The organism is Desulfofundulus salinus, assembly GCF_003627965.1.
In the GTDB taxonomy this organism is placed as follows: Bacteria; Bacillota; Desulfotomaculia; order Desulfotomaculales; family Desulfovirgulaceae; genus Desulfofundulus; species Desulfofundulus salinus.
In genome coordinates this window covers 1,602,016-1,627,677 of sequence record NZ_RBWE01000001.1, presented here as the reverse complement: position 1 = coordinate 1,627,677, position 25,662 = coordinate 1,602,016, and the positions used below count along the sequence as shown (strand labels likewise).

The following is a 25,662-nucleotide window of genomic DNA, read 5'->3' as shown; positions in this document are numbered from 1 at the left end:
TGGAGTACATTTCCGACCTGGAGGAACAGTCCCACGTAAGTTAAATGTTATATGCCCAGTATTTCCTTCAGGGGTTGCCGCAGTTCCAGGGGGATTGTGGCGATCTTGACGCGGCGCCCTTCCAGCGCAGCTTTACCCACCATCACCAGGCCCAGGGACCACAGGAAGCCCAGAAAAGATTCCGGTTCCCGCTCATGCCAGAAAAAACCGTCCCCTTCCATAGAGCCGAATTTGCGGGTGACGGCGTTCAACCGGCTCCAGCCGCCCCGCTGCAAAAGATATTTTAAAAGTTCCCTTTCTTCCTCTTCCAGTTCCCCCACTTCCTTTTCCAGGTTGTCGCGGCGGGAGAGAAAGTCCCGCAGCTGCTCCTCCCGCTGACGGCGCTGCCGCGCTGGTTCGAGGCCGTAGTATATACAGGCGCCCTCCAGCCAGTGGGCGGGCATGTTTTTCAATCCCCGGGCAAGGGAGGCGTCCACGGGCAGCGGTTTTTCCTCTATTTTCCGGCGCTCGTCTTCCTCATAGGCCTGCATAATCATTTCCGGCAAGCGAGCAACATTTTCATAGCGCTCTATTTCCCTTTCCAGCATTTTAAACTTTTCGTTGTACTCTTTCTTAAATTCCTCATCATCGATCCTGTCCAAATATTCGCGGGCTTTCCCTATCTCTCTCATTTGCAGCATCAACGAGGAAAGGTTGAACAGGAAAACCGGGTTATCCGGGTCCACATCCTCCAGTATTTTCATTATACCTAGGGCTTTCTCCAGCTCGCCCTTCTGGCGCAGCAGATTGGCGAGGTCCAACATAGCCCGGGGGTAAAACTCACCTTGCTGGTAGATGTCTTCCAGCAGTTTCATGGCTTCGTCTATTTGCCCTTCTTTTTTCAGCTGCAGGGCCCGGTCCACTATCCGGTCCAGTTCCTCGTCCGGCTCCATTATTACCTCGGTCTTTTTGAGCTTCACCAGCCGCCGCTCCCCGTCGATAAACATGGGGATGGGTTCGTCTTCCCGCAGGACACCCCTGGCTGTGAGGGCTTCCGCCGCAACAATTTTCAGGGAAGCGGAAAACCCGGGGTATTCCAGCACCTGCCGCCCCAGCTTTTCACCCCATTCGCCGCCGTAATACACCAGTGTATGCACGGCTAGTTCAGCCGTTTTGGAGCCCTCGTCTTCCAGGAGCGCGGAAAGAAGCGCCATGCGGAAAAGACCTTCCTGCGTGTACCTGCGGCGCGCCTCCTCGCTGGTTGCAGCCTCTTTGACCATTTTTTGTATTATCTTATGGGGATAAGGCTCGCAACCTATTTCAAAGGGCGGAATAACGCCCCACTCCACCAGGAAGGCCACCTGCTGCATCATTGAAAAAGACCTGTGCACCTGTGCCAGGGAGGAAAACAGGGTTGCGGCCTGCTTGTAGCGGCCCAGGTTGAAACAGGCCGCCGCCGCCATGTATTTGTTTTCCCACGAAACATGGTAAATCTCCCAGCGGCGGTAAAGGTCGTATACCTGCTGGTAATCTCTGAGGCAGGCGGCTGCGTGCATGATGGCCACCGTGTACTCACGGAAGGAGTGGGGGACATTTTCCAGGCGGCGGCCCAGTACCGATAATCCCGCCTCGAAGCTCTGTACGGCCTGCCGCAGATGCCGGCGGGCCTGTTCTTCCTGGCCGAGGGCGCAGTAAATCCTGGCGGCCAGGGCGTAGGTAAAGGGATTCGCCATGGTATTGCCCTTTTCCAGGTCCAGGTACGGCTCAAGAATCTTCAGGGCGCGGGTGGGCTCCCCGGCCATGAAGACGGCCAGCGCCAGGTTGTTGCGTATGGGAACGGCCTCATCCTCTTTCAGGGCATCAGCAAACGCTTTTTCCGCAGCCCGGAAGTCGCCCTTCTCCAGGAACGCTCTACCTTTTGAAACAAGTTCCTCAGCTTTATTGACCTTCATTATTCCGCTGGATTGCCTCCTTAAAAAAACTGAATATTACCAGACCAGAGCTTATCATCCTCGTGATTTTCCACTCCTGTCGTAATTCGGCGGGAAGTCCTTTATTTCTGTTCCTCAACGAGAGATTGCAGTAATCCGGACTTCCATGACCACGCCGGCTCCATCCAGCCACAGCTCGACCTGGGATTTGATGTACCGGTCCAGGTCGGAAAAGGCAATTTTGTTGCCCGAAGGGTCAGTTACCCTCACCGCGGGGCCCACATCATACTCCTTGTCCTTTTCCAGGACAATGCGGTAAGTCCCTCCAGTTGTTTTGATGGCCTGCAGTTTGCCCGTTTGTTTTTTCAGGCCGGGACGGGAGGTTATCTTAATTTGAAGCACCCGTTCGTCCTGAATCTCCCCAGGGACAGGATCGAGGTAGGTAATTTCCACCCGGTCACCCCGCATAACGCCCCCGGCGCGCCGGTCTTCCTTGTCCACTATCCTGGCCCGGTCCCAGTAATCGAAGCGATCCGGATTGCCCTTCTGGCCGGACCTGCCCAGCAGCCCCAGCGTTTTGCCGGTGAGTGTACCTACGGTACCCGAGATTTTTTCACCTCGAGCAGGGTAACCCGCTTTACCCGGCCGCCGTCAAGCTCCACTTCCACAAAGTCTCCCGGTTTGAGGGAGCGGAAATCCTGCTTGGCCCTTTTCCCCACCAGCACCGCATCCCAGGCCAGAGGAAAAATGCAATCCTCGCAGTTCAAATCGTTCAATACCAGCAGGTTATCTTCACCCAGGACTACGGATTTCACCGAACCGGTTACTTTCTCTGTATTACCTGCTGTCTTCCGTTCCTCCAGCAGGTTGATCCAGGTCTCCAGGAGTCCGGCGTTTTTTAAGGGCACGAACACAGGATACGGGGGGTGAGAGTCCGCTTCTGATCTCATTCTCCGGTTGGTTCCAGCGGGTTACTGATTCTCAACGTGGGGAAGTCAATTGCCCTGTAACAGGGAAGGTTTAACCTGGCCAATCTTCGAAGATACTTTCCAAACGAATGGTGAACCCGGAAAGGACACGGGATGAAATTTCGCCTGTTCGCTCTGCCTCCTGGTCGAGGACGAACCTGTCCTCCTTGAGCAGAAAAACCTGTACCGATTTTTCTTCCGGGTCCACGATCCAGTATTCCTTGACGCCGCACCGTTCGTAAACCTTGAATTTTTTCCGCAGATCGTAATAGGCGGTGGCCGGGGAGAGAATTTCCACCACCAGGTCGGGAGCGCCGTTTATCCGCTGCGGTTCGATGATATTCATTCTCTCCCGGGCGATAAAGATGATGTCCGGCTGGTAAGTCTCGGTTTCACCGAGGTAGACGTCAACTGGGGCGAAGAGCACTCTTCCCAGGTTTTCCTGCCGCACAAAATTTCCCATTTCCAATCCCAGGTTAAACAAAACAGTCTGGTGGTAAGTTCCCGGTGCAGGCGTCACGACTAATTCACCTCCAATGAGCTGGTAGGGTGCCCCCTCGGGGAGCTTACAATAGTCTGCGTAGGTGTATTTTTTTTCGCCGGCAGCGGCGATCTCTGCAAGTGCTGCCTTCATCGATTTCACCCCCCTGGATGCTTGCGGGAAAAGGCCCTGACTGGCTCTTTCGCGGCATTATTGTAACACCACCTCGATCTCATCCCCTCGCTTAATGCGGTGCGGATTATGGCTTGTTTTCCGGCACCACCTCAAGCTCCACAGCACACAGGGCTTCCCATAACCTCACGTCCCAGCAGGCTGCTATGACCCGGCTTTTAACCTGTGTCTTCAGGGTTACCGCGGCACCAAGATGTATTGCGTCAAAACCCCTCAGGCGGTGTTTCTCGGCCAGTTCCCCGGCAAGCCAGGCAAGGGAATCCGATACTTCCAGGGCGAGATACCTTGGCCAATCGTGCTGCAGGGCCGCCACAACCAGGCGGTAATCCTTTTCCTCCAGCAGACCCTCACGGAAACCCCGGGCAAAGGCGGCCCGTGCTTCCGGGTAAGCCACCTTGCTGGTAGCCACCACCGCAGCCGCGTCCACCAGTTTACGCACAGTCTCCGAGCCCTGTTCGTGCACATAGAGCTTCACCAGCGCGCTGGTGTCCAGGTAACAGATCACCGGCGATCCTCCACGACCAGCGCTGCGATCGAGGCAGTGCCGGGAACCGCCGGCGGCACTGCCGCACCGCGTGGCTTACCCCCCTGCCAGGAAGCCACTTTCTCCTCCACCAGGGTTAAAACGGGAAACTGCTCCTTTTCCTGAACCGGCACCAGCCTGGCAACGGGGACGTTACGCTCGGTGATGACAAGTATTTCGCCCTGCTTAACCCGCCTCAGGTATTCGCTGAGGCGGTTCTTGACTTCCCTGATACCTGCCTTCATGGAATCACCTCCGGTAGCCACATTATAGCACGCAGGAGGCTACATAGCAAATACAATCTGAGTTTCCACCTGAAGCTAAAAGCATTACCATCCGAATACTGTGGAAATTTTACCATAATCAAAAACAGGAACCTCTATCTTTTTACAAAATCCCGCCTGCTTGCCGGCATCTCCCGGCTAAATATTCCCACTCGAAATCTCCCACCTGGGGCTGCCCGGTAATGGCTTTTTTCATCAAGTTGCAAATTCTTTGCAACCCTTCCGGTGTTCTCGCCTCGCAACGGGCTACCAGCACGGGCTGCGTATTGGAAGCGCGCACAAGTCCCCACCCGTCCTCAAACAATACCCGAGCACCGTCCACGTCAATAACTTCGAATTGGCGCTGAAACTCCTTCACAAGTTGCTCTACAACGGCAAATTTAACCTCGTCCGGACAGGGCACGCGCGTCTCCGCCGTTGAGTAATATTGCAGCACGCCGGCCAAAAGCAAAGAAAGAGGTTGATCCGTATTTGATAAAATACGCAAAAGCCTCCCAAGCAACTCTCCCTGGCATATGTACCCGTATCCCGTATCCGGCCTGGTAGGGGTAATGCCCATGGTTACCAGCCACTGTCCGCCGGCCGCCAGGGATACTGCCGCCTGGAGCACCGATTGAAACCGCCGCACATGGGCAATGTAGTGATCAGCCGGCAGTACGGTTATTACCCCCCGGGGATCCTTTCGCAAAACATGGAGGGCTCCCAGCCCTACGGCCGCCGCCGTATCCCGGCCGCACGGTTCGACCACAATGTTTTCCGGCGGAATCTCCGGCAACTGCTGGCGCACGCGAACCCTTTCTTCCGGCCTGAAGCCCATTTTGCTCAACAACGCCGCAGCTACCGGATTATCACTAAGTATGTATTCCCGCCAGTCAAGTTTTTTCAACTCCAGCTTGTAAAACCGGAAATTCAGGACATCCAGGAGGTTTCAAGAAGCGCGGTCATTCTCCTTCTGGTACCTACTTAAATTTTACACGGCCAGGTCAATCATGAAAACCCGCCTCAAGTCCCACCTTCATAGCCCTCCGGGTGCCGCCGGTGCCACTCCCAGGCCGTGCGGACGATGGTTTCCAGGTCGCCGTAGCGGGGGCGCCAGCCCAATTCTTCCCTGATACGCCGGGAGGAGGCCACCAGCACCGCCGGGTCTCCCGGGCGCCGCGCTCCCTCCACCACCGGGAAATCGCGGCCGGTAACGCGGCGGGCGACCTCCACCACCTCCCGGACCGAATACCCCCGTTCATTGCCCAGGTTGTATGCACCCGAAACAAGCCCGCCCTCCAGGGCCCGCAATGCCAGCACGTGGGCCTCCGCCAGGTCGGTGACGTGGATGTAGTCCCGTATGCAGGTCCCGTCCGGCGTAGGATAATCGGTGCCGAAAACGGTGACTTCAGGCCGCAGCCCCAGGGCCGCCTGCAGCACCAGGGGAATCAGGTGGGTCTCGGGCTGGTGGTCCTCGCCCAGGCCGCCCTCCGGGTCCGCACCGGAGGCGTTGAAGTACCGCAAGCTGACGTACTTTATGCCATAAGCCGCGCCGTACCAGCGCAGCGCTTCCTCAAAGGCGAGCTTGGTGGCACCATAGGGGTTGGTAGGAGCCAGGGGGTGGTCTTCCTCAATGGGCACCTGTACCGGCTCGCCGTAGACGGCGGCGGTGGAAGAAAAAATGAAGTAGGGAACTTCCGCCTCCCGCACCGCCTCCAGGAGAGACAGGCCCTTAACCACGTTGTTATGGTAATAAAGGGACGGCTCGGCCATTGACTCCCCCACCAGGCTCAGGGCGGCAAAGTGAAGCACGGCCTGAATGCCGCGCGATCTCACCAGCCCCACCACCAGTTCACGGTCGGCAATGTCCCCCCAGACGAATTCCGCACCATCAAGCACCTGCGCCACCGCCATGTGGCCCCGGGAAAGATTGTCCAGCACCGTCACCCGATACCCCGCCCGCAAAAGTTCCTGAACTGTATGGCTGCCGATGTAACCGGCCCCACCGGTGACCAGAATGTGCATTTATCCACGCTCCCTTAAATTACCACTTATGCACCGTCGCCCTTTTTGAGATTTCCGGATTACCAAAGGATTTTTCGCCAGTGTAATTAAGGAACAATACAGTTCGTCCCGTTTTTATAACCCCGCTCCGTCCAGCTCTTCCTGAAGCGCCGGAAAACGGGCATATTTTCTCCTCAACGCGGCGAAGTAATCTTCCCAGTTCTCCTGCGCGCCGGTGCGCTGGCAGAGAGTTTTAATCCGGCACAGGTAGCCTGCGGCTTCCCGGTAGGCCCCGCGCTGACGGCGGCCGATGGTCTCTTCCACCAGCTCTTTGTACAACGCTATGGCGTCTTCCGGCCGTTCTTTTTCAGCGGCCCCGGCCACCTTCTCCTTGTAATTACGCCCTCCCCAACCGGAAACCCGGGGCAATAACTCCAGCGCCCTCGCTACGTCGCCCTCATGCAGGGCGATTTCAAGCAACACGTGCGGTTTTTTCTCAATCTCCGGAGTGTGCAGTACTTCGGAGCGCACCTGTTCCCAAACACCAAGCTTTTTACTAATGTATTCCAGGTCTATGAACGATTTAACCCGTGGGTTCTGGAGAAAAAACCTGCGCTGCCACTTCAGGGCCGCTTCCCAATCTCCGTGTACCCGGTAATATTCCGCCAGCCATTCCACATAGCTCCAGTGGGAGTCAGCCCCCTCCGCCAGTTCGGTCAGCAGGGTTACGGCCTGTTCCCGGGCGCCGGCTTCCACCAGCTCACCGGCAAACCTGGTAATCAAACCGGGTTTTTCCAGGCAATGCTGCCGCGCAATGGCCACAGCCTCAGCCGGTTTTCCGTTCCCGACCAACCACAGCATGCGCTGTTCCGGGGTGCCCAGTTCGCAGATGATATCGCCTGCTTCTTCATGCCGGCCGTGCTTCTCCCGCCAGGAGACAAGCATCCTGACCAGCATTTCTTTCTTCCAGTCATTGCTTTCCCCCATGGCCTCACGTATTCGTTCCTCGAGTACGGCCCATTCCTCTTCGGTGGCATGCTCCAGAATGGCGTCAAAGGCGCCGGACGCAAAGTCAATACCGCCCAGCCTGATGTCGGCCAGTTCGGCTTCCAGCAGCGTCTGCAGCCACTCCCGCCGCGTACGGGCGTCAACCCGTCCCTGGGCCAGACACTCGCCCAAAAGTTCGGCGCAATCGCCGGCAACAACCGCGATGTACCCCTCCTCGTCCATGAACTGAATATCCTCATATTCGGATGACAGCACGCTCAACAGGGCATGGCAAACCGTACCCGCGCCGAGCCAGTCTTCTTTTGCGGCCATACGTTCGGCCATGTTAAGCATTCCCCGTAAATCAGCTTCGATAAGGAGCGGATCCTCATGCCGCAGCACACGTAACGCCTGCCGGCGGCACGATGCCGCATCCACATGCCCCCGGGCTGCGGATGCCGACAGTTCCACCAGGGCCAGCAAGGACGGTTCCCGTTCAATCATCTCACTAATTAAAGATATAAGCTCTTCCTTGTTCAGCCGGGCAAGCATTTCCTCCAGAGGTGCCAGTTCCCGGAATGATTCCGGCTCATGGACATAGGCAAGCAACAGAGCCACGATGTGCTTGCAGAACCCGCCCCGGGGGCAGGTGCAGGAAGCTTCCACAATGCCTTTATCGCTAAACCTGACCCTGACCCTGTATGGCTGGTACCGGGAACCGCTACATTCCGCGCGCAGTTCCATCCCCTGGCGGACGGGGTCTATGATAGCTCCATCATTATAATAGTTCCTGCCGCGCTCAAAACTCTGAGGGTCCGCCATGTCGCGGATGTGGGATTCGGTTAGTCGCGGCAAATTATCCTTCTTTGTTTTGCTCTTTCTTCCAGTCACGGCCACACTACCTTATCTTTCAGGATTTGGACAAACTCATAGAAGTTGCCTATAGTAGAACAACCGCCTTCTCCACGGCTATTAGCATGCATCTAAGCTTTTCTTTCTACGGGTTCGATCCCCAGTTCATTCAGCCATTCCTTTATTCACCCGGTCATTGCTGCCTGTTTCATTTGGTACCAACGTTGGCGATATTGTCAACGAAGTCAGAAAGTCACGTGAGCTTATTCTCGAACAATTCAAAGGTGATTTGGACAAATTCTTCAAGTTTATCCGTGAAGAAGAAAGCAAAAATCATGAGAAGCTTGCCAGCATTCCTCCCGCAAAGAACATGTCGCCCCAAAAGGTAGTTGGATAAACATACCGGCGGGGAAACTATAGGGAAGGCAGGGCCTTCCCTATAAAGCATCTTCGAGACCTGCTTCCTTGAGGGCGGCGGTGAGACGCTTCAGCTCCTGGGCGCGATCCTTGCGGCACACCAGCAGGCACTCCCCGTCGTCCACCACTACCAGGTTTTCCACCCCCAGGGTGGCCACCAGCCTGCCGGGGGCGTGGATGATGCTGTTGCAGGTTTCCAGAAAAACCCCCCGCGCTTCTATTACGTTGCCGTTTTCCTCCGTTTCCCGGCACCGCTCCAGGGCCGGCCAGGAACCCACGTCGTCCCAGCCGAAGTCACCCGGCAGGACCAGCACGTTGGGTGCCTTTTCCATGACCCCGTAATCAATGGAAACCTTCGGCAGGCCGGGATACACACGGGATAAGACTTCCTGGCAGGAGCCGCGGTCCATGGCCCGCCCTATTTCCGCCAATCCGGCCGCCAGGGCCGGCAGGTGTTCCTCAATCAACCGGTAAATTAAATCAGCCCGCCAGATAAACATCCCGCTGTTCCACAGGTAACACCCCGCGGCCAGAAACTGCCGGGCCTTTTCCGGCCCCGGCTTTTCCGTGAACCTTTCCACCCGGTAAACTGGTATCCCATCCTGATATTCGAGCAGCTCTCCCTGGCATATGTACCCGTATCCCGTGTCCGGCCGGGTGGGGGTAATGCCCATGGTTACCAGCCACTGTCCACCGGCCGCCAGGGATACTCCCGCCTGCAGCACCGATTGAAACCGCCGCACATGGGCAATGTAATGGTCGGCAGGCAGCACCGCCATTACCCCCCGGGGATCCTTTCGCAAAACATGGAGGGCTCCCAGACCCACGGCGGCCGCCGTATCCCGGCCGCACGGTTCGGCCACAATGTTTTCCGGCGGAATCTCCGGCAACTGCTGGCGCACGGTTTCGATATAATTGACACCGGTAACGACCAGCACGTTCTCCGGCGGTACCAACCCTGCCAGCCGGTCAAAGGTCAGCTGCAGCATGGTGCGCTCCCCCACCAGGGAGAGGAACTGCTTGGGTCTATCCCGCCGGGAGAGGGGCCAGAAGCGCTCCCCCGCCCCACCGGCCATAATTACAGCATAAAACAAAAACACATCCCCCCGTACGGCGGGGCATACACCGCTTTGTGCAGTCCTTACCCCGGTCTTTATCGCTCTCTAACGCCGTTATTGATGATGACCCAAGCTTCTTCCAGAGTGCTGGCGGCGAACAGCTGCTCCAGGATATAGTCCAGCGTTTCTAAATCGGTCATCCGCCAGACCTTTTGCTGCAAGTCGGCCGACTTATCCCCAAACTTACGGGACAGATATTTACAAATGATTTCCCGCGCTTTCTCCATACGCCCTTCCATACGGCCTTCGGCACGACCTTCCGCACGGCCTTCCGCACGACCTTTTTCATGCCAGCTGGTGGTTATCTGCATAATGGTGTCAACCTCCTTTTTGTCCATTTTGCCCAATTCCCGGTAAAGTTGTTCTTCTTCCTCGCGGTTCAGCTTCAGGTAGGTCTCGAAAAAAACGGCCAGCAGTTCCATCCGCGCCGGGTCCAGTTTCATCCGGGCCAGCATGCGCAGGAACTCCAGCTTTACGCGAACCCTTTCTTCCAGCCTGAAGCCCATTTTGCTCAACAATGCCGCTGCTACCGGATTATCACTATGTATGTACTCCCGCCAGTCAAGTTTTTTCAACTCCAGCTTGTAAAACCGGAAATTCAGGACATCCAGGAAAGGGAAGGTAATCCCGAAACTGTCCGGTTCATCCCGTACCCGGTCGTAGCCGAACACGGCCACCGGTAATATCTTCCGCCGGTACTTCTCGTATAACCGGCTGAAGTAAATAAACATCCGCTCGTTAAAATTCTTTTGCACATACGATTGTGGTTCAATGTGCACCAGAATCAAACCGGGTTGGCCCTTAAGACTGGTTTCCACCAGAATGTCCACTTTGTGTCTGTCACCGGCTGTAACATCGGTGAAGATTTCTTGCTGGAGAAACCTGAGCTGGGTCAGGTCTATGGATCGGGCGGCTTCCGGAAAGAACAACTCCATGAATTCTGCGAAAAATGTTTCCAGCAATTCTTTAAAAAGGCGGTCATGGTCGATCTGATTTTCAGTCATCGAGCCGTCTCCTTATATTCTTTCTGGTTACAGTTTACCTCAGGTTCAGCAGGGTTTCAAGAAGCGGTCATTCTGCTTGCAGGCATCCCCCGGCTAAAACTCCCACTCGAAATCTTCCACCTGGGGGTGGGCGGTAATTGCTTTTTTCATCAAGTCGCAAATTCTTTGCAATCCTTCCGGCGTTTTCGCCTCGCAGCGGGCTACCAGCACGGGCTGCGTGTTGGAAGCCCGCACCAGGCCCCAGCCGTCCTCAAAAAGCACCCGCGCGCCGTCCACGTCAATAACTTCGAACTGGCGCTGAAACTCCTTGACAAGCTGCTCTACAACGGCAAATTTAACCTCGTCCGGACAGGGTACGCGCGTCTCCGCCGTTGAGTAATATTGCGGCACATCGGCCAAAAGCAAAGAAAGAGGTTTTTCCGTATTTGATAAAATACGCAAAAGCCTCCCGGTGGCATACAGCGCATCGTCGTAGCCGTAATATTCGTCGGCGAAAAACATGTGGCCGGACATTTCCCCTGTAAAGGGGGCGTTAAGTTCCCGCATTCTGGCCTTGATCAGGGAATGCCCGGTGCGGGAAAAAACGGGCTTACCCCCCAGGCGGGCAACTTCCTCCACCAGGCCCTGGGAGCACTTGACTTCCACCAGCACCGGGGCACCGGGGAAGCGGGGAAGAATTTCGCGCCAGAAGAGGATCATCAGCCTGTCCCCCCAGACCACGTTCCCCCGGTCGTCCACAACCCCCAGGCGGTCGGCATCACCGTCGTAGGCCACGCCCAGATCCGCCTCCTCCTCAAGAACTTTTTTTTGCAAATCGCGGAGGTTGGCCGTTTTTACCGGGTCGGGGTGGTGGTGGGGAAAGGCCGGGTCGGGAGTACAATAAAGCTCTATCACGTTACAACCCCAGCGGCGCAGGAGCTGCGGCGCGAAGTAACCCGCCGTACCGCTGCCGCAGTCCACGACCACTTTTAACTGGCGGGGACCAAGCTCAATTTTATCGGCCAGCGCATCCAGGTAGGCGGGAACAACGTCAGCAGTTTTAATTTCCCCCCGCCCTTCGGCAAAGGAACCGAGCGTGCAGATTTCCTTTAGCTTCTGGATCTCTTTACCGTAAATAGTCCCCGCACCGCCCGCGGCCAGCTTAAACCCGTTTTCCTCCGGCGGGTTGTGGCTGCCGGTGACCATCACGGCGCCTTTTACGCCCAGGTGGTAGCGGGCGAAATATACGATGGGGGTAACCACCAGGCCCAGATCAATAACATCACATCCCGTTGATAAAAGCCCAGCGCAAATTCCGTTTCGCAGTTCTCCGGAACTGGCCCGGTTGTCCCGGCCCACCAGCACTTCCCTTAAGCCCTGTTCTAAAAGAAAGGTGCCGAAGGCTTTTCCCAGGATACGGGCAGTTTCATAGGTCAAGTCTTTTCCGGCCACGCCCCGGATGTCGTATTCCCGGAAGATGGAGGGGTTTAAAAAAGGAGATATCTTCGGCAAGTCGAAAAAACCTCCCTACATCACAAAACTATTTTCCCTTATAAAGCATCTTCGAGACCTGCTAAACTGCCGGGCCTTTTCCGGCCCGCTTTTCCGTGAACCTTTCCACCCGGTAAACTGGTATGTCTTCATGGTATTCGAGCAGCTCGCCCTGGCATATGTACCCGTATCCGGCCTGGTAGGGGTAATGCCCATGGTTACCAGCCACTGTCCACTGGCTGCCAAGGTTACTCCCGCCTGCAGCACCGATTGAAACCGCCACACATGGGCAATATAGTGATCAGCAGGCAGCACCGCCATTATCCCCCGGGGATCCTTTCGCAAAACATGGAGGGCTCCCAGACCCACGGCAGCAGCCGTATCCCGGCCGCACGGTTCGGCCACAATGTTTTCCGGCGGAATCTCCGGCAACTGCTGGCGTACGGTTTCGATATAATTCACACCAGTAATGACCAGCACATTCTCGGCGGTACCAACCCTGCCAACCGGTCAAAGGTAAGCTGCAGCATGGTGCGTTCCCCCACCAGGGAGAGGAACTGCTTGGGTCTATCCCGCCGGGAGAGGGGCCAGAAGCGCTCCCTCGCCCCACCGGCCATAATTACGGCATAAAACAAGGCACATCCCCCCGTACGGCGGGGCATGCGCCGCTTGTGCAGTTTTTTACTCACGTTTTTATCCCGCATACCTTTTTTCGGAAGCTTAAAACGCTTCTCCATCACCCCCCAACACTCCTGACCACCCGTTTATGACTATGATATGCGAGAAAAAAAGAAAAAAAATTGAGTGTCATGAAGGAGGGGGCAAGCAAAGCGGTGGGTGTGGCAACTAAAAAAGATTGCCTTAGAATTTGACGAGGTATGTTTATCGCTTAACGATTGTCCTTTTCAATAGAGTGCTGGCTGTTGTAGCTTTGTGGATGTGTACAGTGCCATCAGTCTGTAGCGACAATTTTTTGTAATTCGGTGTAGTGCGACGCTTCCATCCTAGCTCTGGGGTATATCATTTCCTGGCTCACCTGGCAAGTTGCTTCGAGGAATCTTCCGCCGCTGCTACTTCTTGCTGACCGTTGACCAGGGCGTGGATGGCGGCCCGCTTTTCCGGATCTGTATCTTTTCTTTGCCCCTGCGCCCCTTCACCGCCTAAAGCCACGGGAATGGTCTGCAGGATAATCTTTAAATCCAGCCACAGCGAATAATTCCGGATATAATAAAGGTCATATCGCAGCTTGTCCTCCGCCGAGGTAGTATATTTGCCGTAAATCTGGGCAAGGCCGGTTAAACCCGGTTTGACCAGGTGTCGGTAGTGGTAATCCGGTATTTCGCTGGCAAATTGATCAACGAAAAAGGGTCTTTCCGGACGGGGACCTACAATGCTCATATCTCCCTTGACCACATTAATCAACTGGGGGAGTTCGTCCAAACGGGTGGCGCGCAGGATTCGCCCTACGGGGGTAATGCGGGGGTCCTTCTCGTGCGCCAGCACGGGGCCGGTCAGTTTTTCTGCGTCCCTAATCATGGTGCGAAATTTATAAAGCAAAAAGGGCCGCCCCCGGTAACCAACGCGTTCTTGCACGTAAAATACGGGTCCCGAAGACGTAGCCGCCACCGCCAAGGCACAGCCAACCAGCAACGGCAGGCCCAAAACCAGCCCCAGTCCAGCCAAAACCAGATCCAGCGCCCGCTTGGTCGCCCGCTGCAGCCATGTAAGGCGGATATCCTGCACCTCCACTACCGGCAGGTCATTAATTTGTAGCATATTACTCCGGCTCAACATGATGTCATACAGGTCCGGCACCACGTAGGCTTCCCGCCGCGCCTGCAGGCATTTGGATAAAACCACCGCCTTATCCTCCCGGGAAAGAGAAGGCACTACCAAAACAGCATCCACCTGGTGCAACAGAGAAGTTAAAGCGCTTAAATCCTCGGGCGCCAGCACTCTCCGCACTTCAAACCAGCCGCGGGGCAGATCAAAAAGCTTCCCCAAAACCTTGGCCGCTTCCTGGGGCGGCCCCACCACCAGCAGCTTGCGCCGCCCGTACAGCTGCTTCTCGAAGTGCCAGGACAAATACCGCCAGGCGCAAACCATCACTACCTGCAAGAGAGCCGCCAGCAGTAAAACGCTGCGGGGAAAGGCAAAACCCCGGAACCAGAAAGTCAGCGCCATGGTAGCCACCAGCACGCCGAAAATACCGGTGACTACGCCCCGCAACAACGAAGCAAACCCGTTATGGTGAAGGTGATAAAGGTCCAGGCCAGCAAAAAGAATAACAGTTACCAAAGCAACCCAAGGCGCTACCTTCAGAAAAGGCTCCCAGTTAATTGCAGGCGCCGGTCCCGAAAAACGGATCAAAAACGCCGCCAGGAAACCGGCCAGGACCAGAACCAGATCACCAACGGCAAGTAAATACGGGAAAATTGATTTAAAAGCACGGGAGCGAAACATTTTACCGTTCCTTCGAAAATTGATTCCATTAAGGTAAATCTACCTTAAAAAATGGGTTCCAGGTAAAAATTCGACAAAAATGACCCCGCTCCTGCCAGCTATGGATAAAATCTCCGGGTAGAGAAACAAGTTAAACTCTCACCCTTGCATGCAACATTTGCCGTACTTGTGAATAATATTTAACCTGTTGATTGGAACAATCTTCAATAACAACCACCAGAGCATACGGTTCGCGGTCAAAAATATCTTTGGCCCATGGTTCTACTGTTCTCGTGACCACGACAAAAAGCTTATTATTCCCCCACCGTGAATCAACCTGGGACAAATCCCAGGTGGCCGCCTGGACAGTTCCATTATTTCGAAACCTTGCTTTGGGGATAAAATCCCCTGCTTCCGGGATTAACTTTTCCCGTTCTTCTCGTGGAGTATACCGGTAAACGCGTACAACATTGTCCAAACTATTGTTTTTAACGACCCTAAAATTTATTGCACTTGCTTTATAGTTAATCCTGGTCCTGCGAACGAGCGGGGTGTGAGCCAGAGCAACTGTTATCCGCCGCAACCTTCTCGCTGGCGGGCCAAAGAAATCCTTCGGCAGAGGAATTTCATAGAAATGATGGCTTTCCCCCTCTATTTCTTCTTGATTAATTAACGTTACTTTATTCTCAAAAGAATATACAACTTTTTGCCAGTCCGGCTTTCCGTAGCCAACAACGTTAAATATTTTCTCTAGATCGCCATTAAAAAGCTTTATTGTTGCTTCCGGGCACCTGGAATGAGCTACAATCAATGCCCGCAAAAGGTTGGAACCGGCATCAGGATATCGCCGCAGCAACAATCCGGCTAGGTACGCTATTTTAGGAGCTGCGAAACTGGTTCCCCGATCAACTTTAAACAAATTACCGGTAGCAAAATTATGCGCAGTACTTATTTCACCAAGCCCATCAGTTGGTCCGGCAACGCGATTACTAAGCCTGAGGTCTACCGAGAAATTCCCGCCATACTCCACCACCTCAGGTTTAATCGCTTTCCGGGGACCAGGTCCCGTTCGTGTGAAAGGTGACGGTTGATCACGACGGGCGATCGGTTGGTATCCCACATCATGAAGATATCTTTGCCCCATACGTGGTTGCTCATATCTGGCTATACTGCCCACAGTTAAAACATTTAAGGCCGGTGCGGGGTCAATTACCCGTGCCTCGGGAGAAAAAAGATAATCTGGGTATTCTGATCGCCAATCGACCGGAATAACGTCAGTACCCTCAAAATTTCCGGCTGAAACCACGAAAAGTACCTGGTATTCCCTGGCCAGGCTATCCAGTACCGTTGCCAGCCCCCGAACGTGACCGTCCAGGTATATTTTGCGTAAATCCCCAAAAGATAGGTTAAATATCCGGCAATTATAGTGTTCAACAAAATATTTAACTGCTGCAATAATGTGGTTCTCGACAAAGCCAGTATCATTCCGGTTAGCAGCATCTATAATCCGGCCACTAAAAATACGAAACTCTGGTATAAAGCGCCCCTCATTAAGGCACTTCTCAATATCTCCATACAAGGCAAGACCACAAACCATTGTACCATGACCGGACTCGTCTTGCGGCCCCAAACCAGGGAAGAAACTCTGAGCATCACCAATGGCCGGTGCCAGCAAAGGATGCCCCGTTGCCACACCGCTGTCGAGGACGACAACACCAGGAGCACCATCCGGCGGGGAAGGAATTTCCGGCAAATCCCTTAAAGACATATGCACCAAACTTACAGACAATTGATAACGGGGTGGAAGGTCCACAAGACGAACATCACGATGCAACAGAATTGCCTGAAGCGACTCCCGGGTAACTTTTAACCTGTACATGACGATATTTTCCTGGTTAACGCGGTCTATTTTCACTATGTTTTTCTTTGTATACCAGTTTTCGAAATAATTGAGCATTTGTTCCCGCCGCGGCCCCCTCTCCAGAGGCCAAAGTTCTACATCCACAATAAACGGCTCCTCTTCCGGGATACCCTCCTGGCGAAGTGCCGGTCCCTGGCGATCTTCGGGCGTCCAGCCTTCAATCCCTTTTACGGCAAAAATTATATCTTTTCTGGTGGGTACCTCGCCACGCGACATTTGTGCCAGCCTTCTTCTGAACTCATCCAGACCTTCTTGAGAAGCAAAAAGAACTACCAGTTCGCTCCCTTCCTGGCTGACTACCCGAAGGCCCTCAATGCTTTCCAGGTCGTCAGGTTGAATTCCAACCGCTTTAATTTTTAACAGCAGATTGGGGTCAAATCCCGGTTCTTGCTCATCTGCCGTTATGACAACCTTTTCCAGTTGCCTGGAAAGTTCCCGTGCATGAGCCTGCGGATCTGACGGTACAGTTACGTTACTTCTTCCCGGTCGAACACGCCGGGGATTAACAGGCACTAAGCGTTGCAATATCAAATGGTTATATCGCTCTAACACAAAATTTCACCTCTTGACTGACCTTACAACCTTAATACAATATTCTGCCTTTCCTCCTCACGCTTGCGCGCTTCTTCTACCAGTTCCAAAGTAAGAAACTCCCTTCCTTTGAGAACCATTGTTTTAATGGCCCGGATCAGGATGCGCTCGATGTCGGCATGCGAAAAGCCCTTAAACTGGTTAAGAAACGAACGGTCTTCCAGCGGCAGATCGTACCGGACACCCCTCAGTTTAACAATCAGCAACTGCCGAATCTGTTCTAAGTTAGGCCGCTCAAAAAACAGTACCTCATCAAATCTACGCCACAAAGCTTTGTCCAGAAGCCGCTCGTGGTTGGTAGCAGCAATTAAAATACTTTTTCCCCGGAAACCATCCATCATCTGCAAAAAAGAATTGACAACCCGCTTGAGTTCTCCATGTTCGCCAAGATCATCCCTGGTCTTTCCAATCGCGTCAAATTCATCAAACAAAGCAACAAAGCAGCTTGCTTCCAAAAAATCAAATACTTTCCGAAGATTGGCAGACGTTTCCCCCAGGAAGGAAGAAACTACCGCATCAAAACGGACAACCGCCAGTTCCAAACCCAATTCGGCGGCCAAAACTTCTGCCGCTAAAGTTTTCCCGCATCCCGGCGGCCCGCAAAACAAAAGGCGGGAAATGGGTTTTAGACCGTAACTGGCCAGCACTTCGGCACGGCTATTTTCAAGCAACACTTCTTCCAATATGGATTTGTTAACGTCAGAAAGAACTATGTCCTGCAGATACCGCACCGGCTCACGAACTGCAAGGAGCGGCAATCCCCTTTCCCGGTCCCTGGGAATATCATACAATACTCTCGGAAAACTTTTTCTACCCGGGTCCGAATGTTCTCCATAAAGGATACGCTCCAGATCATTAGCCAAAAGATGATGATTTTTTAAGCGCTCTTCCCGGATAACTTCTTCAGCCACCCGGCGAAACTCCTCCCCGCCGTCCCGGGCGCCTATTTTAATCAGCTGCCTCAGCAGCCTGCCGCTTGTCATTTTACTTCACCCACCAGGTTATTATTTCTCTATAAACAGTTCTATTAACATAATATTTTGATTCCATTCGTATTTTAATTCCATTCGGTCTTTCAAAACCTTTATTTACCATAGAACCCCAATTCAAATAACCGCGAATTAATTGCCCGGATAGACGTTCGTTTTCCGGCCGTAACGAGACCCGGACGACCCGGCGGCTAAAGGGATTGCAACTCACCGCCCACCCCTGGCGAACCAGCTGCCTAAACCACTCATCGTAAAAGGCGGGAATGTCGGTGCGCCGGCTGACCGAAACGATCTGGGGAATATTGAACAGCGTCATCTTTTCTTCCATCGGGAAGGTTTCTACCCCCTGTACTTTCGCCCATTTTCATTTTTTAAGTTAAAATAATTCATACAGCTTGCAATTCTTCCCGACCATCCAGCAGCGTTTCAAGGTAAGCACGCAGCTCATTCACGCTTCCAAAGAAGCGGTAGCCGGCCTGATTTAGCAGGTTGATCTGATCCCGATCACCTTGTAAGACAAGAGCCACCGGCTGGCTGTAGCCCTCCTGTACCCCGGCGGGCCAGGCCAGGTCCACCACGGTCAGTACCTCCCCGGCAGGACCGCATATTTCATAATCAAGCTCCGGTTTGGGAAGTTTGTTTGCCTGCAGCCATTCCAACAGGGCGCGAACTTCGTCGTCTTCCGCCGCCACGGATGCGGGGGCTGCCTCCAGGGCTGTCGAGTAGCTCACCACCGCCGGGGCCTCGAGCGAACCGTTGAGCAACTCCTCTACAAAGCGGTTGGCTGCCGCCGCCAGCAGGCGCCGCCGCTCGGCGAGAAACTCCCTGTAGTTTTCCACCCGCCAGAGCTCCCTGTCCAGGGGAACCCACTGGGAGGCCAGGGCTCCGGGGAACCTCTTTTCCACTTCCCCCAAATAAACCTCGGGCCTGCTGTCGCTGATGGCCAGGTTAGCCCCTTGAGTGAGGAAGCAGAGATTGGCGATGGCATTGACCTCAGCTTTCTGGTAGCCGTGTTCATATAGAATGGCTTTAGGAAAGATATGGTGCACCTGCATGGCGTTGAGTCTGCCCAGAAGATTGGCCGAAAGCGGCACACCGCTGCCCCAATCCAGGGCACCGCATACTCTGGTTAACAAGTACAACATGGGGTAAAATCTGGCCCCCAGGCTCCACCCGGCAAAGTCTTCCGGGCGGATTTCAAGGCTACCCCGGGAAAGCCGCAACTGCTCGATCAGCCGGTCCAGGGCGCCGTCCACCGGTTCCAGCACCTTCAGATCCTGGTTCAAAACAGTTTCCGTGGAGCCGGCGAAACGGCCCCAGAGGAAGCTGTGGACGTACCAGTAAAGCAGGCGATCGCGTTCCCTGGCATCCTCCAGCTTCCCGCCTTTAAGGACGAGGTAGCGCGTCATCACCGGGAAGGCATACCTTCCGCCAAGAACCCGATCATGATCCAGGCCCAGGCGGCCGGAAATCATGTTCAACAGGTAATTGCAGGCGTCCCGCGCCAGGGCAAGGCCCTTTTGAAACTGCTGGGCGTCCACATCTTTTAAGGCCGAGAAAAACGCTTCACCGGTGAGAATGGTGGTTATGTTGCGCAGCAGCCAGTCAAGGTTGAAGTGAAAACCCGCCCTTTCCCATCCGGCAAGAACTTCTTTCATGGCCTGCCTGGCTTCCGGCCAGCCGGCGCATATCTTGGCCAGGGCCAGGTCGCCCTGGGAGAGCTTGGTGCCTCCGCTGTTGACCCGGTTAAAAATGTCCACCACCACGTCTATGGTCTTGTCCTCGCCCGTCACCTCTTCCACGTGCAAATCGACGTCCTTTATACCTTCAATGGCCGTGAGGCGCTGGATGTACGTGTCCATCCGGGGCGTCAGTTCCGGCTGGCTGAAAAGGCGGCCGATAAACCTGCCCACACCCGTCTGCATCAGCTCAGTTACATTGATCCAGAGGGGATTGCCTTTCATTTTGGAGGGCATGTAGAACTCGAAGGTTTCATCCTCCAGGTGAAAGTAGAGGCCGGTGAAGGCCTGGGCGTTGCCGTCGAAAAAGCGGGGCGGCCTGCCCCTGATGATGCCATATAAAGTGGTTATCCGCTGCTGGCCGTCAAGGAGCAGTTTTACCACCCCCGGCGCCGGGGCCTGGTTGCCTCTGGAGGCGGCCCCTTCCGCACGGGTAACCCACACTAAAAGGCTGCCGATGGGATAGCGGCGGTAAAGGGACTGCATCAGGCTGCGCACCTGGTCGCGGTTCCAGACATACCCCCGCTGAAACTCGGGCAGGGCCATGCTCCCCAGATCGATCTGATCAAGGATGGTAGCGATTTTCAAAGGGCATCTTCCTTTCTCTAAAACTCATCATGCCGTTCTGATTTGCACCGCCCAAAATGGTTACAGGATAGGATAAAGTTATAATTTTTTCATTCATCTAAATATCGGTTATAAATGGCGGCCATTTCGGCCAGAACCCTGTCCAGGGAATAGTCCTGGATTTTCGCTTTTCCAGCAGCGCCCATGGAAGCCCGCAGTTCAGGGTCACGCATCAACCTTTCCAGGGCCGCCGCCAGCCCCGTCACGTCTCCAGGTTCCACCAAAAACCCGGTGTGCCCGTCATCCACCAGGTCCCTGCTGCCGCGGACATTGGTGGCTACCACGGGTTTGCCGGCAGCCATGGCCTCCATAATGCACCGGGGAAGTCCCTCACGCTTTGAAGTAAGGGTGACAATATCGCTTGCGTGAAGTATTGCGGGCACGTCCCGGCGAAAGCCTAAAAAGTGGACACGAGGTATATGCTCTCGCTTTACCTTCTCCTCAAGGTAGCTTTTAAGCTCTCCCGATCCCACCAGCAGCAGGTGGTTGTTGGAGTGGGTTTCCCTGGTGGCAATTTGCTTCCATGCGTTCAGAAGAAAAATATGATTTTTATTTGGATTCATTTCCGCCACGCAGGTGACGACCACATCAGTCACCGCAAGGCCTAACTCCCGGCGCACGGCATTTTCATAAGACGGCGCGCCGAAGAAACTTAAATCCACGCCCACGCCGTGCACGTAAAAAAGGTTCCTACCCGGTTCAAAACCCATGCGGCGGGCGTTCTCGTAGTCTTCCCCGTTCACGACGATAAGGCCGTCCGTCCACCTGGCGGCCAGGCGCTCGGCATTATAATAAATAAGCCAATTGCGACGCGGGGCGCCTTTATAAAAATGAAAACCGTGAGCCGTGTATAAAACGGGTCCCTGGTGAGTGATCTTGGCTAAATACCTTCCCAGGAAAGCGGCCACCGGGGTATGGACGTGGATGAGGTCGAAGCGATGTTTCCACAATAAATCCTTTAAACACCGATAGGCCTTTAAGTTAGCAGGGCTATAAGGAGAACGGGCAAATGGGATCTCCCAGCATATGACCCCTGCTGCTTCCACATTCTCTTTATGCCCCTTAGCCGAAGAGGCCGCGGCGTGGACCTCAACCCCCCTCTCCTGAAAAAACCGCATAAAGGGAATGTGAAAGGCAGCAAGATGGGTATAAACGGTAGCGAGGAAAAGGATTTTGCCGGATGGCATAAAGTCAATTCTCCTCTTCTCAATACTTTGATCCGATCTTGCTCCTGATTTTGCTAATCCTGACGGCAGCCGGAGAAACGCCCCCTAAGGCAGCAAAGATCCTATCCTCAAGGTCAGCAAAGACAGTGGCATCAACTGCCTTTTTGAGCATATCGCCGAATAGTGCCTTTAAAGCCATGCCGAAAAAAGATAGCACAGGCTTGCCAAAGGCACCCAGCGGAATTGGCACCACATCCAGCAGTGTACCAACAATATCGATTATACCTATCTCACGTTCTGCAGCCTTACCAACTATCGATCTTCTCCACTTTAAAACTTCTCGGTTGAAGCGCTCTACTTCTTCTTTCACTTTTTGGGGATCACCCTGCGCCCGATAAATGATATCGAAAACAACGCCCCGCACCCTTTCCGCTTCTGACGAATTGAGTACATCCACGTACTCCCCCAGCGGAACGTGCTCCGGTCTCACCAAATGGAGGCCTTTGAGCACTTCGTTCAGCCGATTTATTGAAGTTGCCGAAAGCTGCTGGCGGGGGCCGGCCTCCATATGGGCAACCATATTCAGCAACTTTTCGTTGAGCACCACGGCCGGAGAATAGACCGCGCCCAAGGCGCGAGCAGCAGTCAGATTCATCGCATAGTTATTTGTTTCGATGATAACGGTATCAAGAATCTTTTTATCTAATGTCTTTACAAAATCATTGAGAAACGAAGCGACTAACCCTCCTGCAGTCAAATTCCCCGCTGCCAAACGACCGACATCAAGAAACCACTGCTCGCCTCGTTCTGCCACCAATAGATGATTTTCGAAAACCGGCTTTATACTCCTTAGTACCAATGCTCCAAAATCGTCATCACTAAGATCATGGATTTGATAATTTAGCAAATGGTAGATCTCCGCAACTGTCCCGGGCTTGCGGCGCATGGTCTTCCAAAAAGGAAATTGCCGTGCCATGGTTAATACCGTCAAGCCATCGAGCTGTCTCGGCAGAATAGCTCTCCCTTTCGAGGCCTCAACCAGTTCGACAACAGTATTTGGGACATACTGGTGGAGAGGGGCATGAAAAACAGGTATTATCCTTCCCGCTTTGACAAGGTTAATAAATGTTTTATCGTTAATCGAAAAGGGAAAAGAGATAGCTTTTGCACCGGGAAAATCCTTCCTATCCTGGGGTATATAAAGGTAAATAGTGGAGAAGATCGTCAGCAGTGCTTCCAAATCGCCTTCTGAGGCACCTAGATCCACCAGCGCCGCTCCTCTTTTTGTAAACCTGCAGCCGAGCTCCTTTTCAGGATCGGCTTCGCCGTCGATCAGTTTCGGCAACAGGTCGCAATACCTTTCCTCATCATCTTTTGCCAGTTTCAGCAGACTGCCGTCACCGTATCTTTGGGGGTCAAACCTTGAGCTTCTGATAAAGGGCGTAATTGAATGATTTGCACTGGCAGATTCCGTGTAATCATTGTATCCGTGGACCTCGTACTTAACCGCATTTCCGTAAATTACTTCCAAAAGCTGTTTGGCCTTTTTCAGCATCTCCGGGGAAGCTGCCTTATCCTCACCGCCGATATAGACGGCAATTTCTCCTCCTCTGACGGTAACCACTTCGGCAAAAATGCAGCCACCAACGGCACTCTTTAGCAAATACTCCAAGTCCGATTTTATGGGCGGAGTGAAAACAGCAGCCCTCTTGATTTCCCTAGGCAGGATCACAGGGGGCAAGGCATCACCGGGGCCATCCTTATAAGGCTTAACAACGACGAGTGATGTCGCTGGCCTTATTTCTTCTGCGACCCTTTCGGCCGTCTCGAGCACCTGCGGCGAAATTTCGCCTTTCTCATCCCCGATATAAACCGTAACCGAGTAAGGTTTTTCGGCAACAGAATTAATTTTTGCAATTCCAGGCACACGAAAAAGAAGCGCACGCTCCAAATAATACCGCTCAATCAACACGGCGGAACACCTCGAGCACGAACGAACAAAAATCCATTAAACGCTTATACCCTTCTTAAGCAATAAATCCCGGTAAAGCTTCTCCCACTGGTCAACCACGTGATCCAGGCTGTAATTTGCTTCAATATGCGCCCTACCGGCCCGGCCCATGGCCCTTCTTTCTTCTTCAGGAAGGGACATCATTTTCAGCATAGCCGCCGCCAGGGCTTGGGGATCGCGCGGAGGCACGATATAGCCGCTGACGCCATCTAATACTATTTCGCTGTTACCCCCAGCATCTGTGGATACAACAGGTAACTCACACGCAGCAGCTTCTAAAAGAACCATCGGCAGACCTTCCCAGGCAGACGACATTACGTATGCGTCTGCCGAACTCATAAGTTCTGGAATATCGCGCCGCACACCTAAAAAACGCACTCTTTCGGTTAGACCCAAAGAATGGGCCATGCTTTTTATATCGTAAGCGTCAAACACAACCCACCTTGGCACAATACCCAAGTTTAAGGGATAATCTTCCTCAAAAAATAAGCTCGATGAGGAGGATTTTTTCTTATGACCAAAGCCGAACGGGAAGCGCTATGGGAAACCCGAATAGCCGTGGTACACCAGAAGTTCGCTTCCTAACCATTTTCATCCTTCGTGGTGCCGCATATTAGCGGCATGGGGGACTCCTAAAATTCTAGTGGAAAGACCCCATAATAAAAAAAGAGGGTTTCCTGAAGGAACTTTTATCACCTTTTCCTGCTAAAAAGTACAATTACATCCTTGAAACTGCCAGCCAAGTAATTTCCAAACCTCATCCGTTTCTTTGCAAAGAGCGGGTTCGAAGCCGAGCCATTCAGCTATCGCTCGATATACTCCCGCACGTACCGATACGGGATACCTCATCCTCCCGTCCAAAGCTTTACGGAGACCGCACCGCGGGGCATCAGGAGCAAAACGGTAAAGTCCCGGATACTGTCTGAGCGTACCCACCGTCACCCGCTCTACCCCGATACTGGAGATCTCCCGGCAAATCGGGCGGTATATTTCTAACCCACCCTCCACAACTACAGGGTCGAGCCTGATACGAACCCGCCAACCCAGTTCCAGGAGCTCTAACGCAGCCCTCAGTCGTGCAACCGGAGGAGGGGCCAGCCGCTCGTACTTCGCCGCAATTTCCGGAGCGTTGATCGAGAAGCTGATAATAACTTGCGGGGTCGGCTTTACCTCTCTGAAAAGCCCAATATTACAACTTTTCGTTGTTAAAAGCAGGTACTTGTGCTTTTGCTCTCTGAAATATTCCACAGCCTCCCATAAAAGGGGTGGAATCACCGCAAGGCTGTCTGCCAATTCGCCCGTAGAAAAAACACCCGAACTGGACTTGTCAATCTCAGCCCTTACCCGCTCCCAGGGATTAGTAAACATCACCGGTCCCTTATTGCCGCGGAACGTCAACCGCAAGTAGCAATAAGCGCAATCGTAGGGGCAGCCGTTGGAAAGAATCAGCTCATAGAAATGCGGGCAACAGACACCTGCCGGCGTCTTGTTAAACAGGCGGACAAACGGACTTTTTCTCTCCCGCATTACTACTCCTGAAGGCGATCTCACCTGCAAAATGGCCACCCCTTTCCTTTCGCTAACTTATGCGAACAAAAAATTCGCCCTTAAGGGGGCGAGATCCTGCAACTCAAGCGAACTTTTCCAGGAGATTTTTTCGCATAAGGATTCTTATGCGAGTTTATCCAGCCATACCAGTACTTCCTTTGCCGAAAAGAAGCACATTGTTCCACCGTTGACGTGCCCGACCGGTTCGCCGACCGGCGCGCCCGGTACGTTGGCCAGCTTCATTTTCTTTTGGCCGCGCCAGATCCGCGGCAGGACGAACCCGACGTCGGCGTCTGGGCCGCAGATTTCTATTTGCTTAAGGCAGTGCCTTCGCATTTCCTCGAGGGTCATTCACATCACTACTCCTTCGAAAATCTACTTTACCCTAAGCCGCAGTCTCATCCTCTTTCTTCTCCAGAGTAACCTTGTACCCTAGGGC

24 protein-coding genes are annotated in these 25,662 nt (G+C 53.7%); all 24 read right to left on the bottom strand.

Translation table 11 applies throughout. From position 1 onward, the window contains the following. Positions 1-47: 47 nt before the first annotated feature. Positions 48-1,931 (bottom strand): tetratricopeptide repeat protein, encoded by a 1,884-nt coding sequence (locus tag D7024_RS08345; RefSeq protein ID WP_121451372.1) that lies wholly within the window; start codon positions 1,929-1,931, stop codon positions 48-50. A gap of 114 nt (positions 1,932-2,045) precedes the next feature. Continuing rightward, positions 2,046-2,411, bottom strand: coding sequence for a hypothetical protein (locus tag D7024_RS08340; RefSeq protein ID WP_125185641.1), 366 nt, complete (start codon positions 2,409-2,411; stop codon positions 2,046-2,048). Between the two features lie 92 nt (positions 2,412-2,503). Beyond that, the gene (locus tag D7024_RS08335; protein WP_125185640.1) at positions 2,504-2,860 is read right to left on the bottom strand and encodes a hypothetical protein; all 357 of its coding nucleotides are present in this window, start codon (positions 2,858-2,860) and stop codon (positions 2,504-2,506) included. A 70-nt stretch (positions 2,861-2,930) separates the two neighbouring features. Continuing rightward, positions 2,931-3,512, bottom strand: coding sequence for a Uma2 family endonuclease (locus tag D7024_RS08330; RefSeq protein WP_121451369.1), 582 nt, complete (start codon positions 3,510-3,512; stop codon positions 2,931-2,933). 106 nt (positions 3,513-3,618) lie between these two features. Beyond that, on the bottom strand, positions 3,619-4,056 hold the full coding sequence (locus tag D7024_RS08325; protein ID WP_121451368.1) for a type II toxin-antitoxin system VapC family toxin: 438 nt from the start codon (positions 4,054-4,056) through the stop codon (positions 3,619-3,621). Beyond that, positions 4,053-4,319, bottom strand: a complete 267-nt coding sequence (locus D7024_RS08320) for a type II toxin-antitoxin system Phd/YefM family antitoxin (protein WP_121451367.1) — start codon at positions 4,317-4,319, stop codon at positions 4,053-4,055. The genes D7024_RS08325 and D7024_RS08320 overlap by 4 nt, the downstream gene beginning before the upstream one ends. A 142-nt stretch (positions 4,320-4,461) precedes the next feature. Continuing rightward, entirely contained in the window at positions 4,462-5,244 is a 783-nt protein-coding gene (locus tag D7024_RS15170; protein WP_243113735.1) for a sugar phosphate nucleotidyltransferase, read from the bottom strand. A 116-nt stretch (positions 5,245-5,360) separates the two neighbouring features. Next, positions 5,361-6,362, bottom strand: a complete 1,002-nt coding sequence (gene galE / locus D7024_RS08310; protein WP_121451366.1) for a UDP-glucose 4-epimerase GalE — start codon at positions 6,360-6,362, stop codon at positions 5,361-5,363. Positions 6,363-6,476: 114 nt separating this feature from the next. Further along, the gene (locus tag D7024_RS08305; RefSeq protein ID WP_125185639.1) at positions 6,477-8,219 is read right to left on the bottom strand and encodes an SWIM zinc finger family protein; all 1,743 of its coding nucleotides are present in this window, start codon (positions 8,217-8,219) and stop codon (positions 6,477-6,479) included. 398 nt (positions 8,220-8,617) lie between these two features. Beyond that, entirely contained in the window at positions 8,618-9,697 is a 1,080-nt protein-coding gene (locus D7024_RS08295; protein ID WP_243113734.1) for a mannose-1-phosphate guanylyltransferase, read from the bottom strand. Positions 9,698-9,750: 53 nt separating this feature from the next. Continuing rightward, entirely contained in the window at positions 9,751-10,719 is a 969-nt protein-coding gene (locus tag D7024_RS08290; RefSeq protein ID WP_121451362.1) for an Rpn family recombination-promoting nuclease/putative transposase, read from the bottom strand. A gap of 93 nt (positions 10,720-10,812) precedes the next feature. Further along, positions 10,813-12,201, bottom strand: a complete 1,389-nt coding sequence (locus D7024_RS08285; RefSeq protein ID WP_121452521.1) for a phosphomannomutase/phosphoglucomutase — start codon at positions 12,199-12,201, stop codon at positions 10,813-10,815. A gap of 24 nt (positions 12,202-12,225) precedes the next feature. After that, complete coding sequence (locus D7024_RS08280) at positions 12,226-12,651, bottom strand: sugar phosphate nucleotidyltransferase (protein WP_165859315.1); 426 nt, start codon at positions 12,649-12,651, stop codon at positions 12,226-12,228. Continuing rightward, on the bottom strand, positions 12,648-12,926 hold the full coding sequence (locus D7024_RS15370) for a sugar phosphate nucleotidyltransferase (RefSeq protein ID WP_279221021.1): 279 nt from the start codon (positions 12,924-12,926) through the stop codon (positions 12,648-12,650). The genes D7024_RS08280 and D7024_RS15370 overlap by 4 nt, the downstream gene beginning before the upstream one ends. A gap of 295 nt (positions 12,927-13,221) precedes the next feature. Continuing rightward, a complete protein-coding gene (locus tag D7024_RS08270) occupies positions 13,222-14,652 on the bottom strand; it encodes a sugar transferase (RefSeq protein WP_121451359.1) in 1,431 nt (476 codons plus the stop codon). Between the two features lie 130 nt (positions 14,653-14,782). After that, positions 14,783-17,104 carry a S8 family peptidase gene (locus D7024_RS08265; RefSeq protein ID WP_121451358.1) on the bottom strand — a complete coding sequence of 774 codons (2,322 nt, stop codon included), beginning with the start codon at positions 17,102-17,104 and terminating at the stop codon, positions 14,783-14,785. 23 nt (positions 17,105-17,127) lie between these two features. Next, positions 17,128-18,126 carry an AAA family ATPase gene (locus D7024_RS08260; protein WP_121451357.1) on the bottom strand — a complete coding sequence of 333 codons (999 nt, stop codon included), beginning with the start codon at positions 18,124-18,126 and terminating at the stop codon, positions 17,128-17,130. 1 nt (position 18,127) lies between these two features. Beyond that, complete coding sequence (locus D7024_RS08255; protein ID WP_207666911.1) at positions 18,128-18,460, bottom strand: DUF1848 family protein; 333 nt, start codon at positions 18,458-18,460, stop codon at positions 18,128-18,130. A gap of 58 nt (positions 18,461-18,518) precedes the next feature. After that, complete coding sequence (locus D7024_RS08250) at positions 18,519-20,459, bottom strand: GmrSD restriction endonuclease domain-containing protein (RefSeq protein ID WP_121451356.1); 1,941 nt, start codon at positions 20,457-20,459, stop codon at positions 18,519-18,521. 89 nt (positions 20,460-20,548) lie between these two features. Then, a complete protein-coding gene (locus tag D7024_RS08245) occupies positions 20,549-21,685 on the bottom strand; it encodes a glycosyltransferase family 4 protein (protein ID WP_121451355.1) in 1,137 nt (378 codons plus the stop codon). Positions 21,686-21,704: 19 nt separating this feature from the next. Beyond that, positions 21,705-23,636, bottom strand: a complete 1,932-nt coding sequence (locus D7024_RS08240) for a hypothetical protein (protein WP_125185638.1) — start codon at positions 23,634-23,636, stop codon at positions 21,705-21,707. 36 nt (positions 23,637-23,672) lie between these two features. After that, complete coding sequence (locus D7024_RS08235) at positions 23,673-24,083, bottom strand: glycosyltransferase (RefSeq protein WP_121452519.1); 411 nt, start codon at positions 24,081-24,083, stop codon at positions 23,673-23,675. Between the two features lie 297 nt (positions 24,084-24,380). Continuing rightward, on the bottom strand, positions 24,381-25,232 hold the full coding sequence (locus D7024_RS08230) for a radical SAM family protein (protein ID WP_125185637.1): 852 nt from the start codon (positions 25,230-25,232) through the stop codon (positions 24,381-24,383). A 114-nt stretch (positions 25,233-25,346) separates the two neighbouring features. After that, positions 25,347-25,574, bottom strand: a complete 228-nt coding sequence (locus D7024_RS08225; protein WP_121451352.1) for a hypothetical protein — start codon at positions 25,572-25,574, stop codon at positions 25,347-25,349. Positions 25,575-25,662: the final 88 nt, after the last annotated feature.